17 protein-coding genes are annotated in these 20,157 nt (G+C 36.0%); 15 read left to right on the top strand and 2 right to left on the bottom strand.

Annotated features, from left to right (window positions below):
- The first annotated feature begins 176 nt into the window (after nt 1-176).
- The 3 genes from AAU57_RS14000 to AAU57_RS13990 are packed head-to-tail and all read left to right on the top strand — an operon-like array spanning nt 177 to nt 3,348.
- Entirely contained in the window at nt 177-518 is a 342-nt protein-coding gene (locus tag AAU57_RS14000) for a plasmid mobilization protein (RefSeq protein ID WP_055413509.1), read from the top strand.
- On the top strand, nt 502-2,856 hold the full coding sequence (locus AAU57_RS13995; protein WP_055413508.1) for a relaxase/mobilization nuclease domain-containing protein: 2,355 nt from the start codon (nt 502-504) through the stop codon (nt 2,854-2,856). Before AAU57_RS14000 ends, AAU57_RS13995 begins: the two co-directional genes overlap by 17 nt.
- 3 nt (nt 2,857-2,859) lie before the next feature.
- Nucleotides 2,860-3,348, top strand: coding sequence for a hypothetical protein (locus AAU57_RS13990; RefSeq protein ID WP_055413507.1), 489 nt, complete (start codon nt 2,860-2,862; stop codon nt 3,346-3,348).
- A 1,046-nt stretch (nt 3,349-4,394) separates the two neighbouring features.
- Here AAU57_RS13990 and AAU57_RS13985 read toward each other — a convergent pair.
- Complete coding sequence (locus AAU57_RS13985) at nt 4,395-5,372, bottom strand: hypothetical protein (protein WP_055413506.1); 978 nt, start codon at nt 5,370-5,372, stop codon at nt 4,395-4,397.
- Between the two features lie 423 nt (nt 5,373-5,795).
- On the opposite strand from AAU57_RS13985, the gene hsdR reads away from it, so the two are divergent.
- The 12 genes from hsdR (at nt 5,796) to AAU57_RS15220 (ending at nt 18,236) form a co-directional block, all read left to right on the top strand.
- Nucleotides 5,796-8,105, top strand: coding sequence for an EcoAI/FtnUII family type I restriction enzme subunit R (gene hsdR / locus AAU57_RS13980; RefSeq protein WP_055413505.1), 2,310 nt, complete (start codon nt 5,796-5,798; stop codon nt 8,103-8,105).
- Nucleotides 8,106-8,126: 21 nt separating this feature from the next.
- Entirely contained in the window at nt 8,127-9,164 is a 1,038-nt protein-coding gene (locus tag AAU57_RS13975) for a hypothetical protein (RefSeq protein WP_055413504.1), read from the top strand.
- 81 nt (nt 9,165-9,245) lie between these two features.
- A complete protein-coding gene (locus AAU57_RS13970) occupies nt 9,246-10,802 on the top strand; it encodes an N-6 DNA methylase (protein WP_055413503.1) in 1,557 nt (518 codons plus the stop codon).
- On the top strand, nt 10,795-11,952 hold the full coding sequence (locus AAU57_RS13965; protein WP_055413502.1) for a restriction endonuclease subunit S: 1,158 nt from the start codon (nt 10,795-10,797) through the stop codon (nt 11,950-11,952). The genes AAU57_RS13970 and AAU57_RS13965 overlap by 8 nt, the downstream gene beginning before the upstream one ends.
- A 19-nt stretch (nt 11,953-11,971) precedes the next feature.
- Nucleotides 11,972-13,324, top strand: coding sequence for a RelA/SpoT domain-containing protein (locus AAU57_RS13960; protein WP_055413501.1), 1,353 nt, complete (start codon nt 11,972-11,974; stop codon nt 13,322-13,324).
- A 164-nt stretch (nt 13,325-13,488) separates the two neighbouring features.
- Nucleotides 13,489-14,004, top strand: a complete 516-nt coding sequence (locus AAU57_RS13955) for a hypothetical protein (protein WP_055413500.1) — start codon at nt 13,489-13,491, stop codon at nt 14,002-14,004.
- On the top strand, nt 14,001-14,396 hold the full coding sequence (locus AAU57_RS13950; protein WP_055413499.1) for a helix-turn-helix transcriptional regulator: 396 nt from the start codon (nt 14,001-14,003) through the stop codon (nt 14,394-14,396). The genes AAU57_RS13955 and AAU57_RS13950 overlap by 4 nt, the downstream gene beginning before the upstream one ends.
- Nucleotides 14,377-14,802, top strand: a complete 426-nt coding sequence (locus AAU57_RS13945; protein ID WP_055413498.1) for a hypothetical protein — start codon at nt 14,377-14,379, stop codon at nt 14,800-14,802. Before AAU57_RS13950 ends, AAU57_RS13945 begins: the two co-directional genes overlap by 20 nt.
- Before the next feature lie 293 nt (nt 14,803-15,095).
- On the top strand, nt 15,096-15,647 hold the full coding sequence (locus AAU57_RS13940; protein ID WP_082438640.1) for a DUF427 domain-containing protein: 552 nt from the start codon (nt 15,096-15,098) through the stop codon (nt 15,645-15,647).
- Nucleotides 15,648-15,877: 230 nt separating this feature from the next.
- Nucleotides 15,878-16,291 (top strand): LexA family protein, encoded by a 414-nt coding sequence (locus tag AAU57_RS13935; protein WP_055413497.1) that lies wholly within the window; start codon nt 15,878-15,880, stop codon nt 16,289-16,291.
- Nucleotides 16,291-17,547 (top strand): Y-family DNA polymerase, encoded by a 1,257-nt coding sequence (locus AAU57_RS13930; RefSeq protein WP_055413496.1) that lies wholly within the window; start codon nt 16,291-16,293, stop codon nt 17,545-17,547. The genes AAU57_RS13935 and AAU57_RS13930 overlap by 1 nt, the downstream gene beginning before the upstream one ends.
- Nucleotides 17,548-17,957: 410 nt before the next feature.
- Entirely contained in the window at nt 17,958-18,236 is a 279-nt protein-coding gene (locus AAU57_RS15220) for a phage integrase N-terminal SAM-like domain-containing protein (protein WP_197275419.1), read from the top strand.
- Nucleotides 18,237-18,550: 314 nt separating this feature from the next.
- Here AAU57_RS15220 and AAU57_RS13925 read toward each other — a convergent pair whose 3' ends face one another.
- Nucleotides 18,551-19,924, bottom strand: a complete 1,374-nt coding sequence (locus AAU57_RS13925) for a sugar porter family MFS transporter (protein WP_055413495.1) — start codon at nt 19,922-19,924, stop codon at nt 18,551-18,553.
- Between the last annotated feature and the right edge of the window lie 233 nt (nt 19,925-20,157).

Here is a 20,157-nt window from a genome sequence, read left to right as displayed (position 1 = left end):
TTTAAAAAAGGACCTCAGCACGATACATCTTTGGACGAAGAAAGGCACTTTGGTAGCATACTATATTGAAGGTAGTGTGTTCTATAAAAGATCTCAAATAGAAGAGGTAATGACGAGTCTAGTTACTAAAAGTGATACTCACTGAGCTACTATCCACTTTTAATAATCTTTATTTTATGAAAAGCAATGCTTCTAGAAAAGCTGTAGGTAAAACTGAATGGATTAAAATTAGGGTGACTTCTTTGCAGAAAAGACGATACAACTTGATGGCAGAGAAAATGGGATATAATCTTAGCGAATATATACGCTTGCTACTGGAAAGCAAACCGATTCCAATAAGAAAGACCAGTGAGGAAAATGAATTCATACGATCACTATTTCTCGAATCAAATCGCTGGCAGAGTGTTGCTAATATGTTCAAAAAATCAGATCCTAGGCTTTCCTCAGAAGTAAGAGAATTAGTGCAAGAGTTTCGTCACAAAATCCGTGAATATTCCCAAAATGATTGCAAAAGTTAGTACCACAAGCAGTGCCAAGGTAGCCATTGATTATGCAAATGATCAAAAGAAAGAGGCGAAAATAGTCTCCAAACACATGCTGCTAGGTACTGAAGTGAACAAATTTCATCAGGATTTCGAAATGATTCAAAAGCTAAACACCAATTGCAAGAAGAATGTAATCTCGGTGATACTTTCCTTGTCGGTTGATAATAAAGCGAAGGTGACTAATAAAGTTTGGAAACAGGTGGTAGCAGATTTTAGTACAGCAATGAAACTTGATCAACATCAACACGTCGCTTTTCTTCATAAAGACAAATCGCATCGACATGTTCATCTTTATTACAATAGAATAGATTTTGACGGTAAGGCCTATAAGGATTTCAAAATAGGTAAGAAAGCAGGTGATGTGGCTCATGAAATAAGCCTGCAGCGTGGTTGGATCAGCGCAAAAGAAATATCTAAAAATAACAAGCAAGAAAGTATACCAATAAGAAAGGAAACATACCAGAATCACCAGGCTATAACTGAGAGTCCTTATTGTTCTACTCTGGAGAAATACATCGATTCTTTCCGACTTAAAGACGTTGATGTTAAAATAGTAATGGGCAAAAACGGTAAGGTTAATGGTTTAAGATTCAATACTCAAAAATATAGCTTCAGGGCCAGCGAAGTGCACAGGGAGATGGGTTTTAATAAAACGATCAGGAAGATTTATCCGCAGCTTAGTTTAAAACAAGTAAATGAAGAGCTTCTGACAATTTTTAAGAATTCAACAGATGAAAGGAGTCAAATACAGTTAATCAAGGAAATTGATAGAGCACTTCAACAGATCCAACCTGGCTGGATCAGCGCTAAGCAAGTATCTAAAAATAAGAAACAGGAAAGCATATCTATAAGGAAAGTAATTCACCAGAATCACCGCGCTATAATTGAAAATCCCAATAGCTCTACTCTGGAGAAATACATCGATTATTTCCGACATAAAGAAGTGGACGTTAAAATAGTAATGGGGAAGAACGGTAAAGTAAATGGTTTAAGATTCAATACTAAAAAATATAGCTTCAAGGCCAGCGAAGTGCATAGGGAAATGAGTTTCAATAAGACGATCAGAAAGATTTATCCACAACTTAGTTCAAAGCAATTTAATGAGGAGCTTTCGGCAATTCTTGAGAGTTCAACATCTGAAGGGAGTCAACAACAATTAATCAAGGAAATTGATAGAGCACTTGAACAGATCCTAGGTCAAACAGTGATTAACGAACAAGAGGATGAAGATATGAGGATAAAGAATCGCCAAGAACAATCTTCTACACTTGATAAATCGCTGCCAGTTATGGATACGCAAAACGCGTTTATTAACCGGGAGAAAAGCTATATCAATAATTTTTTAGAAGTTAATGATATAAGGAGTTTGCCTCAACTGGCCTTGCTCTTAAGAAGTCAGAATGTGAAAATAAACCCTTATGGATTTAGTGGGCAGATGGCTAATACTTCTATGGTTCAGCCTTATTTAAGAATGACTTCAGAAAAGGTGAATGAAAAAGTTGACCTTTTCAAACTCCTTGAGCTCATCTATCCAATGGCAACTATCGATAGGATTAACAAAGTTGTTGAGGCGTCGAGGATTAACAGACTAGCATCACTAAATGCATTGTTCAACTCAATAGATCTGGGCTTAAAGGAAGAAACTGTAAAGCATATTAGTGCTCCTACCAAGATTTATGACTCAGCCAATCATAACAACTATCTGAAAGAATCAGAAGTGAGTGACGGATATAAATCAAAATTGGATGCGGCACCTTCAAGAAATAATTTGGAAAATATTTCTGCTAATCAGCACCAGAGTACAGGTAAGAATGAGCAACAAAAAAAATTATCACCAAAGGAGTACATCAATAAATTACATTATCAAATAATTTCTAATCCCGATATCACGGGACTAAAGGAATATGTCGATGAATTTGCGAAGCATGGCGTTATCGTAGGTTTTGATAAAGGAAAGTTTTTTAATGATGTCAATGCTTCCTTTTCCTTTAAGGGTTACACAGTGACTGTTGAAAATATTCAACACAATGAAGAGTTTTATTCTTTAATGATGAATGGTGTTGATAATAACTCTAAAAACTTATCAGCTGATGTATCAGTAGACGAACCCAATCCAGAATTTACAAATGCGTCAGAAAATACACCTACGTTTAGCATAGAAGAGACGCCAAATGATGAAATGGGGCGTTCTTTCCACAACTATTCTACATCAAAATTTGTTGCCAGTGATGACATTGAAGATCCGGGAGACCCTGATCACTGTCACAATCCAAAAAAGAAAAAGAAGAAAAGGAGAGGTTATAAGCGATAAATTATGTCAAAGCAGTCCAATATAGAATTAAATCAAGAAGTAATCTTAGATCAGTTGACCGAGGTCGCAGAATTGATATCCAAGAATAATCTTGAATCAAAATTCAATGAGATGCAAGAAATGCAAATGCTTTCTGCAAAATCTGTTGATAAAAGATTAGTCCATCTAGAACAGAGGCTAGGAGAAATGCAAGATTTCCTTAATACCATTATTAAGAATCAAAGTGTGGTAGATAAATTACTTAGCAAATCTGAGCACGACGCTTACGCCAGTAAGGTTAATACAAGTATAAATCACCTAAATGATAAAATTCAGAAGGTTACAAAGCGTCAATCAATTCACATTAAAAAATTAAATAGTATTCAAAAAAGTATTGATAATCAAATTAAGAAAGGTATTCTTCCCTTAGTTCTTTACGTAGTTATGACCTCTGTAATACTCATAGGTGACGATATGTATGAATTCATATTGTTGATTTGGAATTTGTTTTAGGCACTTTACATTTTTAGTTATAGTTCTTCAACCCTTTTTAAACATGCGGCAGCTTTTTTGAACTTTTTAAAAAGATGCTAGGAATCCGTTGTTGGCTAGATTAGCCTAAATAGGAATTAAATAAACACTTCACGGGATTTTTAAATCATTTACTTAAAGCGGCTTACACCTTGCCTTCGTGCCCTTTGTATTCATAACTTATTTGATTCGTAGAAAACCATTATTCGCATGAAACCACTATGATGCTGATCTATATTTAGATTCTGACAATTCTACACACACACACACTCGCTTATGGCTATACCTTGGCTTGATTAGCTATAAGATTAGCCACAGTCTTTTTTAAGATTTAAATCTTAACAGGATAGAATTCTAAAATCAAAGAGAATAACAATAGAGATGTTGTAGTAGGTTTTTTACATTTCGTTTATCAATATTATAGCGTATGAACAAAATTGTGAACTAGTTCCTAATATCTATTAATGTATTCATTGTGGTTTAAATAAACACTCATATACTCTTCAATGTATACTTATTTATCAATAAATAAGTATATCTATTTATAAACATATATATAAAGAAATAAATTCATCTATTTATTTATAAATAAACATAGAAACTAATAAATCTATTTATATATAAATTTATATATAAATAATCTTATAAGAATATAAACTTATAAACTTATAAGATTATAAGATTATAAAACTATAATAGTACTGCGTGTAAAAGTGCTTTCAAACAACCAGAAACATCGACCTATATCTATTGTTTTTAATTCTAGCCATAATCACGATATTCCTTATTACTAGTGCTTCAGTTGTTTTTTTGAGATTAAAGTCGGCTTTTAGATGGTTTAGCTGGGTTACTTGATTTTAGGGGTGGTGGTTTATTGGTTATAGAGTGTGAGTATGCAAGTAGTGTGCATGTGGCCACACGCACCAAATTTTTTCTCCCGGTGGTTGCAAAAATCTACTTGTTTTGAGGTTATCCTCAAAATTTGATAGAAGTCTAGATAATCAATGAGTATCAATGAGACTAAGCTGTTATTTAACGTAATCCGAAAGCGGAATCATCCTGATATGTAACTCGTTTTTTTCATGATTACCAGTAATTACATAACTTCCTTTTGGATTAATAACTACCTCTTCTGGGAAGCTTACGACGTTCATGTATTTCACTTTTTTAGACCCAGAGTTGGTGTCGCTTTTCAAAATATATTCTAAAATTTCGGATGACATTTGTGGCTCTTTTCTACTAATTTTAGATGTTTTTTCTACCGTTTTCAAACTAGAAATATGTTTAAAACGAGCTAACGTTTTTTCACTAGGAGCATTGAGGCATTTGAAAGCTTTAGGGTACTCTTTTGATTCCTCACAATAATATTTAATTGGAGGTTCTCCTTGATCTTTAATTGTAAGATTTGTTATTCTGCCATAACTAGTTTTTTCTACTTCGATTAATCCTAAACCATTCAAATGTTCAATCATCTGTTCAAATGCGTTATCTAAACCCAGCAGACCTTTTGTGTTTGGTAGATTGGAGGTGATGGAATTACCAGCATAAATATTTAGTAGAATACACTCATAAGAAAATTGCAAGCCAAGTTCTACTGGATCAATATTTACGTGAATACGGTTTATATGATTCTGAAGAACACGGGAGGCATGTTTTGTCTCTAATTGCACTACTGAATCTCGACAGTTTTGACAAATGTTTCTATCCCATATCCTGTCTGAACCAATTCTATTGTTTCTCGCTTCAGCTCTTGTGTGAGCCTTATAAAATGACACTTGATTACAAACTTGACAATTGATATTTCTGTTGACGTAAGATGTCTCCATCACAATAGCCAGCAATTGATGTCTTGAAAGTTTGTATTTATCTATTAATTCCCCTGTGGTATATTGAAAGGACCGAGTATTCGTTTTTTTGAGTAACCAATAGTTGTCGGATACTTCAATATTGTAATCGTTTCGATTTGGATGATAGCTGATATCCTCTTTCTTAAATAACGGTGTCATGCTGTTGAATGATAAAGGCGCTAACTGAAGTATACCTAAACAAGGTATCGCCAGACACCCGAGACAGTATAAACAGCAGCGCCCATGGCACCCTGCTTAACTTGGTCTGTCTCTTAAAAACTGGCGATTTTTGTTTAAGACCTAAGCTAAACGCTTAATTAATATGTAGTACTATGGATCTATTCCATGTATGGATTTTGTTTGGTATTAAGTTAAAAGATTATATGTTAGAGTAATACTTTTTAGTTGAGTAATAGTAAAGTTTTTATTGTATCAGGATATAAGTTGTCACGCTTTCGCGAAAGCAAAATCATATAAGAACTACTGCAATTGGATGATACATTATTTATTTATAAGGATTTTCAACAAGTTGTGTTCAGATAGTGCAGCAATAAGTATCTTGAACCCAATACATTTAAGTGAATGACTAGAAAACTAACGGAAGAAGATACCAGAGCACGCTTTATAGATCCTGCACTGGTAAAAGCTGGCTGGACACCAGATTTGATATGGCGTGAACATTACTTTACTGATGGTCGTAAACTCACGGGCAACAAGCGCGGCAAAGGTCTTAAAGCAGACTATTTACTACGTTTTAAAAATAACAGCTTAGCCATTATTGAGGCAAAGGCTATAGGTAAACACCCCACAGAAGGTTTACACCAAGCCATAGGCTATGCGCAAAAATTATCCATAGATGTGGTCTATGCTACAAATGGTAGTAAACTCTATGAGTATATTATAAGTAGAGGTTATGGCGATTATATTGAGGAATTCCCTTCTCCAGAAGATTTATATAATCGTACCCATGAGCGACGCACTGATTTAAAAAGAAAATTACATGGTATTCCATTTAAGATGGAAGGAAACTGGCAACCTAGATATTACCAAGAGGTCGCTGTTCAAAAAACCATGAACGCCATTGCAGAGAACAAGCAGCGTATATTACTAACACTGGCTACAGGAACAGGAAAGACCTTCATCGCATTCCAGATTGTGCATAAACTGCTTACTGCAAAATGGAACCTAGAGCATGAGGATCGTAAACCACGTATATTGTTCCTAGCAGATCGCAACGTACTTGTAGATCAAGCGATGACTAATACATTTAATCCTTACGAGAGTGATCTGGTTAAAATAAACGGTGAGGAAATAAGAAAACGCAACGGCGTGGTCCCTACTAATGCTTATGTGTTTTTTGCCATTTATCAAGCGATAGCAGAACGCGAAGATATAGGTGGTTATTATAAAAAATACCCAAAAGACTTTTTTGATTTAATCATCATAGATGAATGTCATCGCGGTAGTGCAAATGAAAGTGGAAGTTGGCGTGAGATTCTGGATCATTTTGGTAAAGCAGTACATTTGGGATTAACGGCAACTCCCAAACGTGATGATAACGTAGATACTTATGATTACTTTGGAAAACCTATTTATGAGTATTCACTTAAAGATGGCGTAAATGATGGGTTTCTCACACCTTATAAAATTAAGCGCCTCAAAACAAATATCGATGAGTACATTCATAATAGTGAAGATTTAGTTGTTGAAGGCGAGCTGATTAAAGATCATTACGATATCAATGATTTTAATAAATCTATCGTGTTGCCACAACGTACAGAACTCGTAGCAAAAACGATCCTGGAGCAAATGAAGCCTATGGATAAAACCATCATCTTTTGTGCAAATCAAGCGCATGCACTGGATATGCGTGATATGATTAATAAACATAAACTGGTAAAAGATGCAGAATACTGCGTGCGTATTACCAGTGATGAAGGCGATGCAGGTAAAGTTCTTTTAAAGCAATTTCAAGACAATACTAAAGACATTCCTACTATCCTAACCAGTTCTAAAATGCTTACCACTGGTGTAGATGCAAAAAATGTGCGCAATATCGTGCTCACGGCGCCTATAGGTAGCATGATAGAATTTAAGCAAATTGTAGGTCGTGGTACACGACTTTATGATGGTAAAGATTATTTTACGATTATAGACTTTGTAGGAGCTACTAATCACTTCTATGATCCTATATGGGATGGACCTGGTGATGATGAGCCTGCAACCATTGTACCTGGTCAACCACCTAAGCCTACGCCTCAACCAGAAGATGAAGGTGTAGTGGTTGATCCACCAGGAGAATACCATCGCAAAGCAACGGTGCTGCTCTCTAATGGGCAATCCATCAAAGTAACAGATACAGAAACACGATACGTAGATGCAAACGGTAAACCACTTACCGCTCGTGAATTCATAGAAAAACTCATAGGCGAGTTACCAGAACTTTTTGAAAACGAGCAGCAACTACGTGATGCGTGGGCAAATCCAGATACACGAAGCGCTTTGCTAGAACAACTAGGTCAACAAGGTTTTGACCGGGAACAACTAGACGACTTACGTAATATGGTCGCTTCACCAGATACAGATATTTTTGACGTGCTATCGCATCTGTGCTATCGCAGTGATTTAAAAACCAGGCATGAACGTGTAGGAGCAGTAAGTAAAAATCCAGTGCTAACCGTTTATAAAGATGCACGCGCAGTCGCTTTTCTAAACTTTATACTAGAGCATTATGAAAAATATGGTGTTGAAGAATTGCGCCGTGATAAACTGCCAGATCTCATTCGGTTAAAACTAGGAACTACACATGATGCAAAAGAAGCCTTTGGCGGGATGCAACCTCTTATGGATGCTTACCTAGGATTGCAAAAAGCAATTTATCAAGCGAGTTAAATCAATTAATCCAATAAATAAATGACGTTTAAAGAATACATAAATACAATCAATGATAGATCTAAACTTTATGATATTGGAAATCTTCAAGATTATCGAAATCAATGGAAAAAAATAAATAACAACTTTAGTTTATTTGAACTTTCAAATACTGAAGAAAAGGAAAAATGGGCATCGCACAAAGGAGCTCATAAAGAAGTTCAATTCAACACTTCATTTGAATACGATGATAAGGTTAGATACGGTATAGCTTTATCTATTAGGTTGCATCAAAACCTTAGGGATTTAACACCATTGCAAAAACGTTTTTCAGTACTCAACGAGATTATAGAAAATCAAGACTTTGACTTTTCAGGTTATAAAATGTTTAGATGGCACAATTCTAATAGAACGGTTGAAAAAAAAGTCGAACCAATACCTCATGAATGGGCCTTAGACGGGAATTTTATTTTTATAGGGAAAATCATTAATCGCGATGATCTAGAAGTTGAAGATGTTTTAAAAGTCTTTGATGATTTATTGCCATTATATAAAATGATAGAAGAAAGAGTACGCACACAGCAGGATCTGCCTCCAGAAGTAAAGAAAAACAGACTAGAAGAACAAGGTCAACTTAATTTTAAAGATGCAAGAACGCCATCAAATGATTTTACTTATACACAGCAAGAGCGAACCATAAATGCCGTAGTACGTCATAGAGCGTTACAAGAAGAAACAGCTCAATATCTCGCTAATCTTTTTGGAGATATTGTCAAAACAGAATGTAGATTAGGTCGATGCTACATAGACCTTGTTGCAGATTTTGATGCCTATTATGAATTTTATGAAATAAAAACAGCTTCCACAGCTTTGGGTTGTATCCGTCAAGGTCTTGGTCAACTATTAGAATATGCAAACTATTACTCACATAGCAAACCCATTCAACTTACTATTGTGGGAGAACCCAAGCCTACAAAATCTGACTTAAATTATCTACGTAAATTAAAATCAGTATATAATATTCCCATAAAATATCTGTCAACTAAAGACTTTAATAATGTTGAAATAATTATTGACTAACAAACGCTTTCGCGAAAGCGAAAAAAACAAACAGCAAAACAAACCACCAAATCCCACATCCCTAAATCCTAAACAACTACAATGTCAGACATATCAAATAAAATTACTCGACTTACAGACATCTTGCGTCGTGATGATGGAATAAGCGGTGCGATGCACTATACAGAACAAATCTCATGGGTGCTGTTTCTCAAATTCCTCAACGATTATGAAGCGCAAAAGGCAGATGAGGCGATTATTGAAAACACCACTTATAAACATGTATTGCCAGTAGAATTACAATGGCCGGTATGGGCATGTCCTAAAGATGAAAACGGTAAGCCCGATGTAAAACGTGCCAAAACTGGTGACGAGCTCAAGGATTTTGTAAATGAGACGCTTTTTCCTTATTTGAAAAGCTGTAATGATGATGTGCAGGACACACACAGCATGCGCTATAAAATAGGCGCCATCTTTGAGTATCTGGATAACCGTATTGTGAGCGGTCATACCTTGCGTGAGGTACTGGATATTATAGACAGTATGAACTTCCAGAGTCAGGACGACCTCTTTGAGCTATCACGCATTTATGAGGACCTGTTAAAAGGAATGGGAAGCGATGGCGGTAATAGTGGCGAGTTCTACACACCACGTGCGGTGATTACAGCTATGGTACAAGTGCTCGATCCACAAGTAGGTGAGACCGTTTATGATGGTGCCGTAGGTAGTGCCGGTTTCTTAGTAGAAGCCTTTGAACACATGCGCCATCAAGAGATGAGCGCCAGCCAGTACGAGTTTTTACAGACCCAAACCTTTTACGGTATGGAAAAAACCTCGCTGGGATATGTCATGGGTATGATGAATATGATCCTGCACGGTATAGAAAGTCCTAACGTGGCAAAGGGAAACACACTGGCACAAAACATTATGGATTATAGCGATAGTGATAGGCACGATGTGATCCTGGCAAATCCACCTTTTGGCGGGAAAGAAAACGCACAAATGCAGGCTAACTTTACAGTAAAAAGTAACGCTACAGAACTGCTGTTTATGCAACACTTTATGAAACGCATGAAAGTAGGTGGCCGTGCTGCGATATTGATCCCAGAAGGGATCTTGTTCCAGAGTAATAACGCTTTCGCGAAAGTAAAACAAGACCTACTACATAATTTTAACCTGCATACCGTGTTGAGTTTACCCAGCGGTGTATTTTTACCTTACAGTGGTGTAAAAACCAATGTCATTTTTTTTGAACGTGCAGGAAGTACTTGCGAAATCTGGTATTATGAAGTAAATCCTGCAAAAAAACTGACCAAAAACAATCCCATCACCGCAGACCATCTGGCAGAATTTATCCACCTGTTTAATAACCCAGAACTGCGTAATACTACATCAGAAAAACGAGCGGTTACCGCAAAAGTAAATTTCAGTTCAAGCGAGAGCCGAGAACTTTTTGGTACCGCAATTGCAAATCCTGGCGAGAACGACTGGACTATAAAAGCTAGCGATATTAAAGACTATGACCTTAGTGCAAAAAATCCACACAAAGTCGAAGATGTCATACACCGCAGTCCACAAGAATTGCTATCTAGTATTAAAAAGAATGATGCGACCATTAAGGAATTGATGAACCAGATAGAAAGCTTGATCGATGGGTAATTGGGAAGAGGTAAAGCTAAAAGATGTTATAAAGGTTGTTAATGGTAGAGCTTATAAAAAACCAGAGCTTTTAAGCAAAGGAAAATACCGTGTGCTTCGAGTTGGTAATTTATTCACTAATAACAGCTGGTATTGGTCCGACTTAGAATTAAACGAGGACAAATACTGTGATGATGGAGATTTGATTTATGCTTGGTCAGCATCATTTGGACCAAGAATTTGGCAAGAAGAGAAAGTTATTTATCACTATCATATTTGGAAAATGATTTGTGATGAAAAGAAAATTGACAAAGATTTTGCTTTTCATTTTTTAGATTGGGATAAAGACATGATGAAAAAGGAACATTCTAGAGGTGTTGGAATGTTTCATTTAACTAAAACAGCTATTGAGAATAGAAAACTTCTTTTACCACCACTACCAAAACAAAAGCGCATCGTTGCAAAGCTGGATGGCTTATTTGAAAAGATAGATGCTGCTATAAAATTGCTAGAAGAAAATATCGCTCACACGCAGGCCTTGATGGGTAGTGTGTTGGATGGAATTTATTCAGATGGTGATGTAATGATCAAAGATCTTTGTATCGTTGGACCAAAGAAATCAGAAGTAAAGGATCTAGATGACACGCTAGAAGTTTCATTTTTACCAATGAGAGACTTGAATGAACATGAAATTAATTTTAAGCCCAACGAAATCAAAAATCTCAAAGAAGTCTATAAAGGTTACACTTATTTTGCTGATGGCGATATTATACTAGCTAAAGTGACACCATGTTTTGAAAATGGTAAGGCAGGTTTAGCAAAAGGTTTATTAAATGGAATAGGTTTCGGTTCTTCAGAATATCATGTTTTGAGACCAAACGAAAATGTTCTTCCTGAATGGGTATATTTTGCAGTCTTAACAGAGCAGTTTAGAGTGACAGGAAAGGAAAATATGACTGGCGCTGGTGGTCTTAAAAGGGTTCCTAGACCATTTCTGGAAGAATGGAAAATACCAGTTCCTAAATTATCAATTCAGAAAAAACAGATTAATAGAATTGTTCAAATACAGGAAGAAACTAAAAAACTCAATGATTCAATAACCCAAAATTTGGAAGACTTAAAGCAGTTGAAGAGTAGTTTACTGGATCAGGCATTTAAGGGTGAGTTGTAGGGAAGATTTAAATAGTATTATGGTTTCAAATGAACAAATTAATAGATTAGGAAAAAGAATTCTATTAAGTAATGGTAAGTTAGAGAATAGTGATTTAAAAGAACTACAAGACTTTAGACTGTCTTTTTATGAACCAATGCGAGATACTTTTAATCGTTTAGTTATGATTAAAAGCCAAGTAAGAACTAGTGCTATTGTTGCTTTTAGATTAAAAAGAATTAGCACTATCATAAATAAAGTTTTTCGAGAAGAAAAAATGAAATTGTCAAGAATGGGCGACGTAGCTGGCTTGCGTATGATTTTTGATAATGATACTGAAGTTTTTAAAGCTCGTGATTTAATATTAAAAGAATTTGATCTTTCAGGAAAAATAAGAGACTATATTGATAACCCGAAACCGATTGGTTACAGAGGTTTACATATTTATGTCAAAGATAGAAAAACAGGAAAACGAATTGAAATACAATTACGAACTGTTAAACATCACAATTGGTCTACTTTAGTGGAGATTACAGATTTTATTTATGGTACAAGACTCAAGGAATTGGGTTATGATAGTGATCCAGAATTTGCGGAATTTCATTCCTTAATGTCCAGTGATAAGGAGTTAGAAAAGCAAGAAGCAGAATTGATTTATAAAGTATTGGAAAAAAGAGATTTTATAAATAAACTAAGTAATCTTTTTAGGAGAAATTCAGCAAAAGTAAGAGCGCAATGGAATCCTAAAATGAGTAAGAATAAATACTTTCTAATTGAGGCATCAAAGACTTCCTTTCCAATAATTACAGGTTATAAAAATTATAGTAAAGCAGAGGAAGATTATTTTAAAAAATATAAAGAAAGTGATGAAACTGAAATAGTTTTGGCTACAATTAATAAACCAACCTTTAGCCAATTATCATTGGCATATTCAAATTATATACTGTCTTATCATACCTTTATTTCTGATGCTGAGGATATAATTAAAAACCTTGCAATTAGAGCTCTAGAAGATAAAAAAGTTTCTAGGTTTAAGAATATTTTTTGCACATATGAAACTATACAATCCAATGTGTTGTTGGGAATTGTATCTGATAGCTTTTCTACTATCGTTTCGACTACCAGAAATGGTCAGCTCACAGTAACTTCTGACCGAAAAATAACTAGATCTGATTTAAATAAGTTTTTAAAAAGATTAAATTCTAGTTTAGCAAGTAGAACGAGTAAGCATAAGCATTTCATGCAAGAATTAGAGTTATACATTCCAAATTCAAAGTATTCAAAATGGCGTTGCGAGAAATTTTTGAAATCACATGATAAAAGAATTTCAAAAATTTTGAAGGAGCAAACGATAAGTGTGGATAATCAGTCAGATAAACAACTGCTTATTTAAAAGATTTTTTTGATTAAATTAATTTAAGAGTTAAAGCAGTTAAAGAGTGTTTTACTGGATCAGGCATTTAAAGGTGAGTTGTAGGGAATGAAGAATTTCGTCGAAAATTATCAACATATTAAGTGTTATAACTTATAAGTTATATATATTCGTCTTGTCTAACAATGAAATACTCTGTCACACATGAAGCATCTTTCAAACATCTTGAGGTTTATTCCCTTACACCTGTTGGTGAGTCTACGAGTTTATTTGTTGAATTTAGAGACCGACTAGCCTTAGAACATCCTAAAAAACTCACTCATTTACTAGAATGTATAAAGCAACTCGGCGATCGTGGAGCTTTAATAAGATTGTTTCGTAATGAACAATCAGGATCTGAGTTACTGGCTATACCCAAGAAAAATTACAAAACTGACCCTACATATCAAGAAGATGGACAACCAGCAAAAAATATGTTGCGTTTGTACTGCCATAGACTTAATGAAAATGTTTTATTTGTCTTCAGCGGTGGACTTAAAACTGCAGATGACCCTTTGAAGTGTCCTAACGTAAAAGAGCACTTTTTAAACGGGCAAGAATTTTGTAATGCTATAGATAGCGCAATAAGAGATAAAGAAATATACTGGAATGAAGATGTTACAGACATCGATTGTTCAGATGATTTTATTATAGAAATATGAAAAAAAATAAAGGAAATAGTATAACAGACTGGTTAGAGACTAAAGGTGATGCGATCACACGACGTATGGTAGAAAATAACTTCTACTATATTGATCGTATTACTCAGTACATGAATGATCAAGGAATAACATCTATTTCAGAGCTTGCAAGAATTTTAAATAAAGAGCAACCTCAAGTTTACAGATGGATGTCTGGAGAACAAAATATCACTAGTCAGACACTGGCATATATTGAATTAAAGCTGAAAATTAGACTAGTAGAGCAGGGAAAAGAGCAACGATCCAACCAGCAGCCTATTATTTTGAGTTTGGATTACAACAATAGATCTCAAAAGTCTGATTCAGATTATCAAGAAAACAATACCATAAGTTATGCAGCAGGCACTTGCTAAGGCAAATGAAATTTATGTAAATGGCATTCAGTATGATAAGGAATCTATTAGATCATTTGCCCCATCTCAAGATGCGCTTCCTGGTATAGTACTAGATTTTGCACATAATCTAGAAGACGGATTAATGCGCATAGATTTAGGAATGACTCTTAATGGAGCGATTGTATCAGAGGTGTTTTTTCATTATAAAGTAGATCAACTAGATCGCTTTTATGAAATTACTGGAGAAAAAATGGTTAATTTTAATAACGCATTTATCAGTCAACTATGTGGTATTTCTTATGCTACTTTAAGAGGTCTAGTATTAGCATTAACTCAAAACACTTCAAATGTTCTACTACCCATTGTTGACCCTAAATTAATTGTAGAGACTTTTCATAAAAAGGGTGAAGAGGAGAAGCGATGATATAGAAAACAATCTCCTATAGAAAGAATAAAAAACTGATTCTTGTGAGTTCAATAATACCTATTCATCATACAGACTAATAAACTTAGATGTAATTCACTCTTAGAGTCAAACGATTTACAATGCAATATTAATAATTTCATTGTATCAAAGGATATTTTAGTTCTCGACTGCTCTCGATAGGATGTATTGTAGTGATCGACCTATAAGATGAACTTCTTGATAGTACAAAAACATGGAGTAGCATTTGACATGAATTTTAAGAATGACACAATTTCTATACTAAAACTGCTATGAACATCAACAAAGACTGGTTACAAAAGGCACGTGATGGTTGGAACAGTAGAGGTAATACAAGACCACCTTTTGCCATCGAACCTAAGGAAGGTCAGCGTTCCGTGTGGGACTTTCCGCGTCCGCCAGCGATTGAAAGGGTAGACAAAGAGGTGATGGTCAAATACCAGAATAAAACCATTGCTCTGACGCAACAGGCACTGGCGGTGCTAGAAACGGCCAGTCCGCCTACCTATTACATACCACAAGAGGATATCGACATGGAGATGCTGGAGCAAATACCTAGGAAAAGCTCTTTTTGCGAGTGGAAAGGTGAAGCAACCTACTGGGGCTTAAAAGACAACATGTCTCGACCTATCGCTTGGTCCTATACCAATCCTTTTCCTGAATTTATAGAATTGAAGGACTACCTAGCATTCTACCCACAACACCTGGATTGTTTTGTAGATGGTATTGAGGTAAAAGCCCAGCCAGGCGACTTCTATGCCGGCTGGATCACACCTGACGTTACCGGACCTTTCAAAGGGGAAACAGGAACAGGTCACTGGTAGGAAATAGCCAACTTTTGACATTTATAACAAAAAATAGACACTAGAGAGGTAGCGACTGGCCATAAGCGTTGCTTCGCTTCTCGTCTCAAGATGATCAGATCAGTGCTTCTATTGAGGCAATTTCTAATCCACTCATAGTTAATTACCTAATAACTTTTTAGTTCAGACGATAAAAAACGGTATGATAAAATTGGAATTATTCCTAGTTTTGCCTTGGAAATATTCCATAAATGAAGATCAGCTATAACCTTGATTCTGTTTTATCACTACCGTACATAGGTCCCATTTCTTGTGGGTTTCCATCGCCGGCAGACGATCATTTGGATGAGGCCATTGATCTGAATAGGGAATGTATCAAGAATAAAAGCGCGACATTTTTTGGTAGGGTAAGTGGGGACAGTATGAAGGATGCTGGATTGGATGATGGGGATCTATTAGTCATTGATAAAAGCATTAAACCTAAAAACGGTCATATTGCGGTTTGCTTCTTGGACGGTGAGTTTACGGTCAAACGCATCAAAATGGATAAAAGCGGAATTTGGTTGATGCCTGCCAATAAGGATTACCAGCCCATTTTAGTGACACCAGATAACGAACTGGCGATTTGGGGTATTGTGGTAAATGCGGTGAAGTACCTGCTGTAATGTTCGCACTCATAGACTGTAATAATTTTTACGCTAGCTGCGAAAGGGTATTCAATCCAGCCCTTGAAAAGGTTCCGGTAGTCGTGTTATCAAATAATGATGGTTGCGTCATTGCCCGAAGTAATGAAGCGAAAAAACTAAACATTAAGATGGGAACTCCTGCTTTTCAGGTGACCAATTTGGTCCAATCTCATGGACTTAGGATATTCTCTTCCAATTATGCATTATATGGCGACATGAGTGCTAGAGTCATGTCTTTATTGAGTGATTTTTCTCCTGAGGTCGAACTGTATAGTATTGACGAAATATTTCTAAAACTGATGGGTTTTGAAAAATTTGACCTGCATGACTATGGAGTAAAAATGAAGGAAATGATTTCCAGGTGTACAGGAATCCCGGTAAGTGTCGGTATTGCACCTACCAAGGCTTTAGCAAAAGTAGCCAACAAAATAGCCAAGAAGTATCCAAAACACACGATGGGGGTTCACGTGATCAACTCGGACAGCCTAATCGAAAAATCCTTAAAATGGACCAGTATCGAGGACGTATGGGGAATTGGCAGGAGATATGCGGCAAAACTGAAAGCGATTGAAGTACATACGGCTTGGGACTTCATTCAACTTCCTAAGGATTATGTACAATCTCAAATGAGCATTGTTGGCATTCGTTTACAAAGGGACTTGTCGGGCGTGCCCACATTAGACCTGGAAGAATCTAAAGCTAAAAAGAACATGGCAGTAACCAGATCTTTCAGTAAAAATTACGATTCTTTTGATGAGGTCAAGGAACGAGTCTCCATGTATTGCGCAAAATTGGCCGAAAAACTAAGAAGGCAAGACAGCTGTTGCAGTCAGTTGTTTTTATTTATACATACCAACGCTCACAGAAAAGATCTCAAACAATACAGTAAAGGCATTACCATCCGTCTTCCCTTTGCAACCAATTCAACCATCGATATTACAAAATCGGCTATTTGTGGTTTGGAGCGCATTTACAAACCACAGTATCTATATAAAAAAGCAGGCATTATGGCACTAAATCTGACTCCGGCATCAAATCGCCAGATCGCTCTTTTCACACAAGAGAATCCCAAGCATTCACAGCTGATGAAAACGATAGACCACTTAAATAAAAACACCTTTGGCAATGTGCGATTCGGTGGCCAAGACCTGCAACGCACTTGGAAAATGAGACAAGAACACCGCAGCAAGCGCTACACCACCAGATTAGACGAAATCATCACAATTAAATGCTAGTAAATAATGGAAGCATCATCTTGGTTCCCACATCCTGCAAGGCAGGTAATAAGGTGTGCTCCATTCATTCCATTTCGTTCCATAAAACATCCCTGCAAGGGGTAACCTTTTTAGGTTGTCATCCTCGACTCGTTTCAGGATCTCATAGTCGCTAGCAAGATCTAGGTTTTAATCCCCTTGCAGGGACCGCCGCCACTTCCACCGCACCATCCAAGAGCGCGGCTTGTTGTATTTCACACATTCCATTCAATACGCACTCGCGTCTACCGTTGCCCCTTACCTGCCTGCCGAGAGGCAGGAATCCCAGTCTGGTTACGCGCTTAAGGCGCGAGTATTTTTTAAAGGGTCAACCGCCGCTTCATGTTTTGCGAGCCTGCGTGTCGCAAGGGCGTAAAGGGTGTCACATTTTTTTGACAAGTCTTTCATCAATCGCAATAACCACTCACGGTCAATACCGTGAAGCTCAAAATCGTTTCATTGGACTGGCCAAGAATAATGCTGTTGCTGGATTACCTGTAGAGCAGTTATCAAGGCGGGTATTTGCAGAATACCTTAGCTGTTTGGCACATGATAATAATAATGCTACTAGCTTGAATAACAACAAACGCGCTATGAGCGCATTGTTCTCTAAATTGGTCCAAGCGTTAATTATTGAAGTAAACCCTTCAGCTAAATATTGTAACAGCTAAAAGCGCTCCACTTGAAAACAGACCATTTACTGCTAGTCAGTTTTAAAAATGAATGTTTTTAAAAATTAGATTAAAAATATTAATTGGATATAATAATCAATAATCTATCTTAAAATCAAACCATCTACACCCCAATAACCACAAGTTTCAAGCATTCATTTCTTTTAGTATTCAGGATGGTTTATCAGATAGGAAGATAGAGGTTTCAAATCTTTTTTCGAATTCTTTGGAAATGAATTAAACCATACAAGAAAAATATTTTAGAGTTTTTACTCGCCGTTACATTTAACTGCAAGTGATATGGATTTATTAATTCACCAAAAGTTTTCTATCTCTTCAAGAGATTTGCCCTTCGTTTCTGGAATGAATTTGTAGGTAACTATCATTATAATTACGATAAAGGCGATGAATATAAAATATGGTAGAGAACCATTCCATAAAGAGCCATTGTTAATCTCGCTATCCATAACTATAGGGAATGATTGAGATACTACATAATTTGCTGCCCATTGACCAGCTACAGCCACAGACATTGCTACACTTCTAATTTTATTTGGAAACATTTCAGAAAGCAAAACCCACACAACAGGTCCCATGGAAAGAGCAAAGGACGCTATGAAAATCAAAACGCCTAATAAGGATAAAAAGCCAACGGATTCCTGTTGTAGCGTTATTCCCAATAAGGAGAATCCTAGGATCATCCCAATGGAACCTATATAGATTAGTGGTTTTCTTCCTAATTTATCTACCGTGAACATAGCCACGAATGTGAATACGAGATTTATGAAGGCTAATAATATTTGTTGCGATAAAATATCGTCTTTACCGAATCCGAGTGCTTTTTCAAAAATATCTGCACCATAATATAGCACAGCATTGATTCCTGTAAACTGCTGTAATACAGAGATAGTGGTTCCAATTGCAATGATTCCGATTATCGTTATTGAAAAATAATTTACGTTGGTTGTCTTATCATTTTTTTCAAGAGACTTTTTAATTTCCGTTATTTCTAACAGTGCTCTATCGGCTCCATGGATTTTTGTCAATACTCCCAAAGCAGCATCATTATTCCCTTTTAAAGCTAACCACCGTGGACTTTTTGGCACGAAAAATAGTAGGGTTAAGAATAGACAGCTAGGAATTAATTCTGACCAAAACATATGCTTCCATCCAAACTCAATATTCTCTGCTTCTGATAATTGATTACCAATAAAATAGGTTGCTAAAAAGACAACGAAAAACCCTATGACTATAGCAAGTTGGTAATAGGTAACCATTTTACCTCTTATTTCGTTAGGAGCAATTTCAGCTATATACATAGGTGCGTTCATGGAGGCAATACCTATCCCGAGGCCGCCAATAATTCTAAATATGACAAGTAGAGATACGGACTCTGGTAAAAATGAAGGTAAGCCGGATCCATAAGCTGAAATTGAAAACATTACAGCTGAAATCAATAGAGAGTATTTTCTCCCAAATTTTATGCTTAAAGGACCAGCGGCAATAGCACCAATTAAACAGCCTAATAAGGCGCTCCCTACGACCCAACCTTTCATCGCAGAATCTAAATCAAAATGCTTGCTTAGGTAAAATTGAGCGCCATTAATAACACCCGTGTCATAACCAAATAACAATCCACCTAGGGCAGAGACTGCGGTAATCAATAACAGAAAAGTTCTTTTATTCATGTTTATAGGTGTCTTGCTATCAGTTTTACTGATTTTATTTTTCTAAATCTTAAAAGTTTATGGTGGTAATAGTATAAAAACCGAGAATGAATCAACTTATCATAAAGTAGGAAGTTGATAAATATCTTGGTTCATTGAAAAATGGTAATAAATTTATTTAGCACCTAGTTATTTAGTAGATGTTCGCTTTCGCGAAAGCGAAAAAACGCATAGGCTAATGTCGACTAGCACCA

Origin of the sequence: Nonlabens sp. YIK11 (genome assembly GCF_001413925.1) — a bacterium.
GTDB lineage: Bacteria > Bacteroidota > Bacteroidia > Flavobacteriales > Flavobacteriaceae > Nonlabens.
Note: the sequence above shows the minus strand (reverse complement) of the source record. Positions and strands in the feature narration are given on the sequence as shown.

Excerpts from the sequence above, each read along its gene's own strand:
- AAU57_RS14000 (WP_055413509.1), top strand. The coding sequence starts at position 177 with ATGAAAAGCAATGCTTCTAGAAAAGCTGTAGGTAAAACTGAATGGATT.
- AAU57_RS13995 (WP_055413508.1), top strand. The coding sequence starts at position 502 with ATGATTGCAAAAGTTAGTACCACAAGCAGTGCCAAGGTAGCCATTGAT.
- AAU57_RS13990 (WP_055413507.1), top strand. The coding sequence starts at position 2,860 with ATGTCAAAGCAGTCCAATATAGAATTAAATCAAGAAGTAATCTTAGAT.
- AAU57_RS13985 (WP_055413506.1), bottom strand. The coding sequence starts at position 5,372 with ATGACACCGTTATTTAAGAAAGAGGATATCAGCTATCATCCAAATCGA.
- hsdR (WP_055413505.1), top strand. The coding sequence starts at position 5,796 with ATGACTAGAAAACTAACGGAAGAAGATACCAGAGCACGCTTTATAGAT.
- AAU57_RS13975 (WP_055413504.1), top strand. The coding sequence starts at position 8,127 with ATGACGTTTAAAGAATACATAAATACAATCAATGATAGATCTAAACTT.
- AAU57_RS13970 (WP_055413503.1), top strand. The coding sequence starts at position 9,246 with ATGTCAGACATATCAAATAAAATTACTCGACTTACAGACATCTTGCGT.
- AAU57_RS13965 (WP_055413502.1), top strand. The coding sequence starts at position 10,795 with ATGGGTAATTGGGAAGAGGTAAAGCTAAAAGATGTTATAAAGGTTGTT.
- AAU57_RS13960 (WP_055413501.1), top strand. The coding sequence starts at position 11,972 with ATGGTTTCAAATGAACAAATTAATAGATTAGGAAAAAGAATTCTATTA.
- AAU57_RS13955 (WP_055413500.1), top strand. The coding sequence starts at position 13,489 with ATGAAATACTCTGTCACACATGAAGCATCTTTCAAACATCTTGAGGTT.
- AAU57_RS13950 (WP_055413499.1), top strand. The coding sequence starts at position 14,001 with ATGAAAAAAAATAAAGGAAATAGTATAACAGACTGGTTAGAGACTAAA.
- AAU57_RS13945 (WP_055413498.1), top strand. The coding sequence starts at position 14,377 with ATGCAGCAGGCACTTGCTAAGGCAAATGAAATTTATGTAAATGGCATT.
- AAU57_RS13940 (WP_082438640.1), top strand. The coding sequence starts at position 15,096 with ATGAACATCAACAAAGACTGGTTACAAAAGGCACGTGATGGTTGGAAC.
- AAU57_RS13935 (WP_055413497.1), top strand. The coding sequence starts at position 15,878 with ATGAAGATCAGCTATAACCTTGATTCTGTTTTATCACTACCGTACATA.
- AAU57_RS13930 (WP_055413496.1), top strand. The coding sequence starts at position 16,291 with ATGTTCGCACTCATAGACTGTAATAATTTTTACGCTAGCTGCGAAAGG.
- AAU57_RS13925 (WP_055413495.1), bottom strand. The coding sequence starts at position 19,924 with ATGAATAAAAGAACTTTTCTGTTATTGATTACCGCAGTCTCTGCCCTA.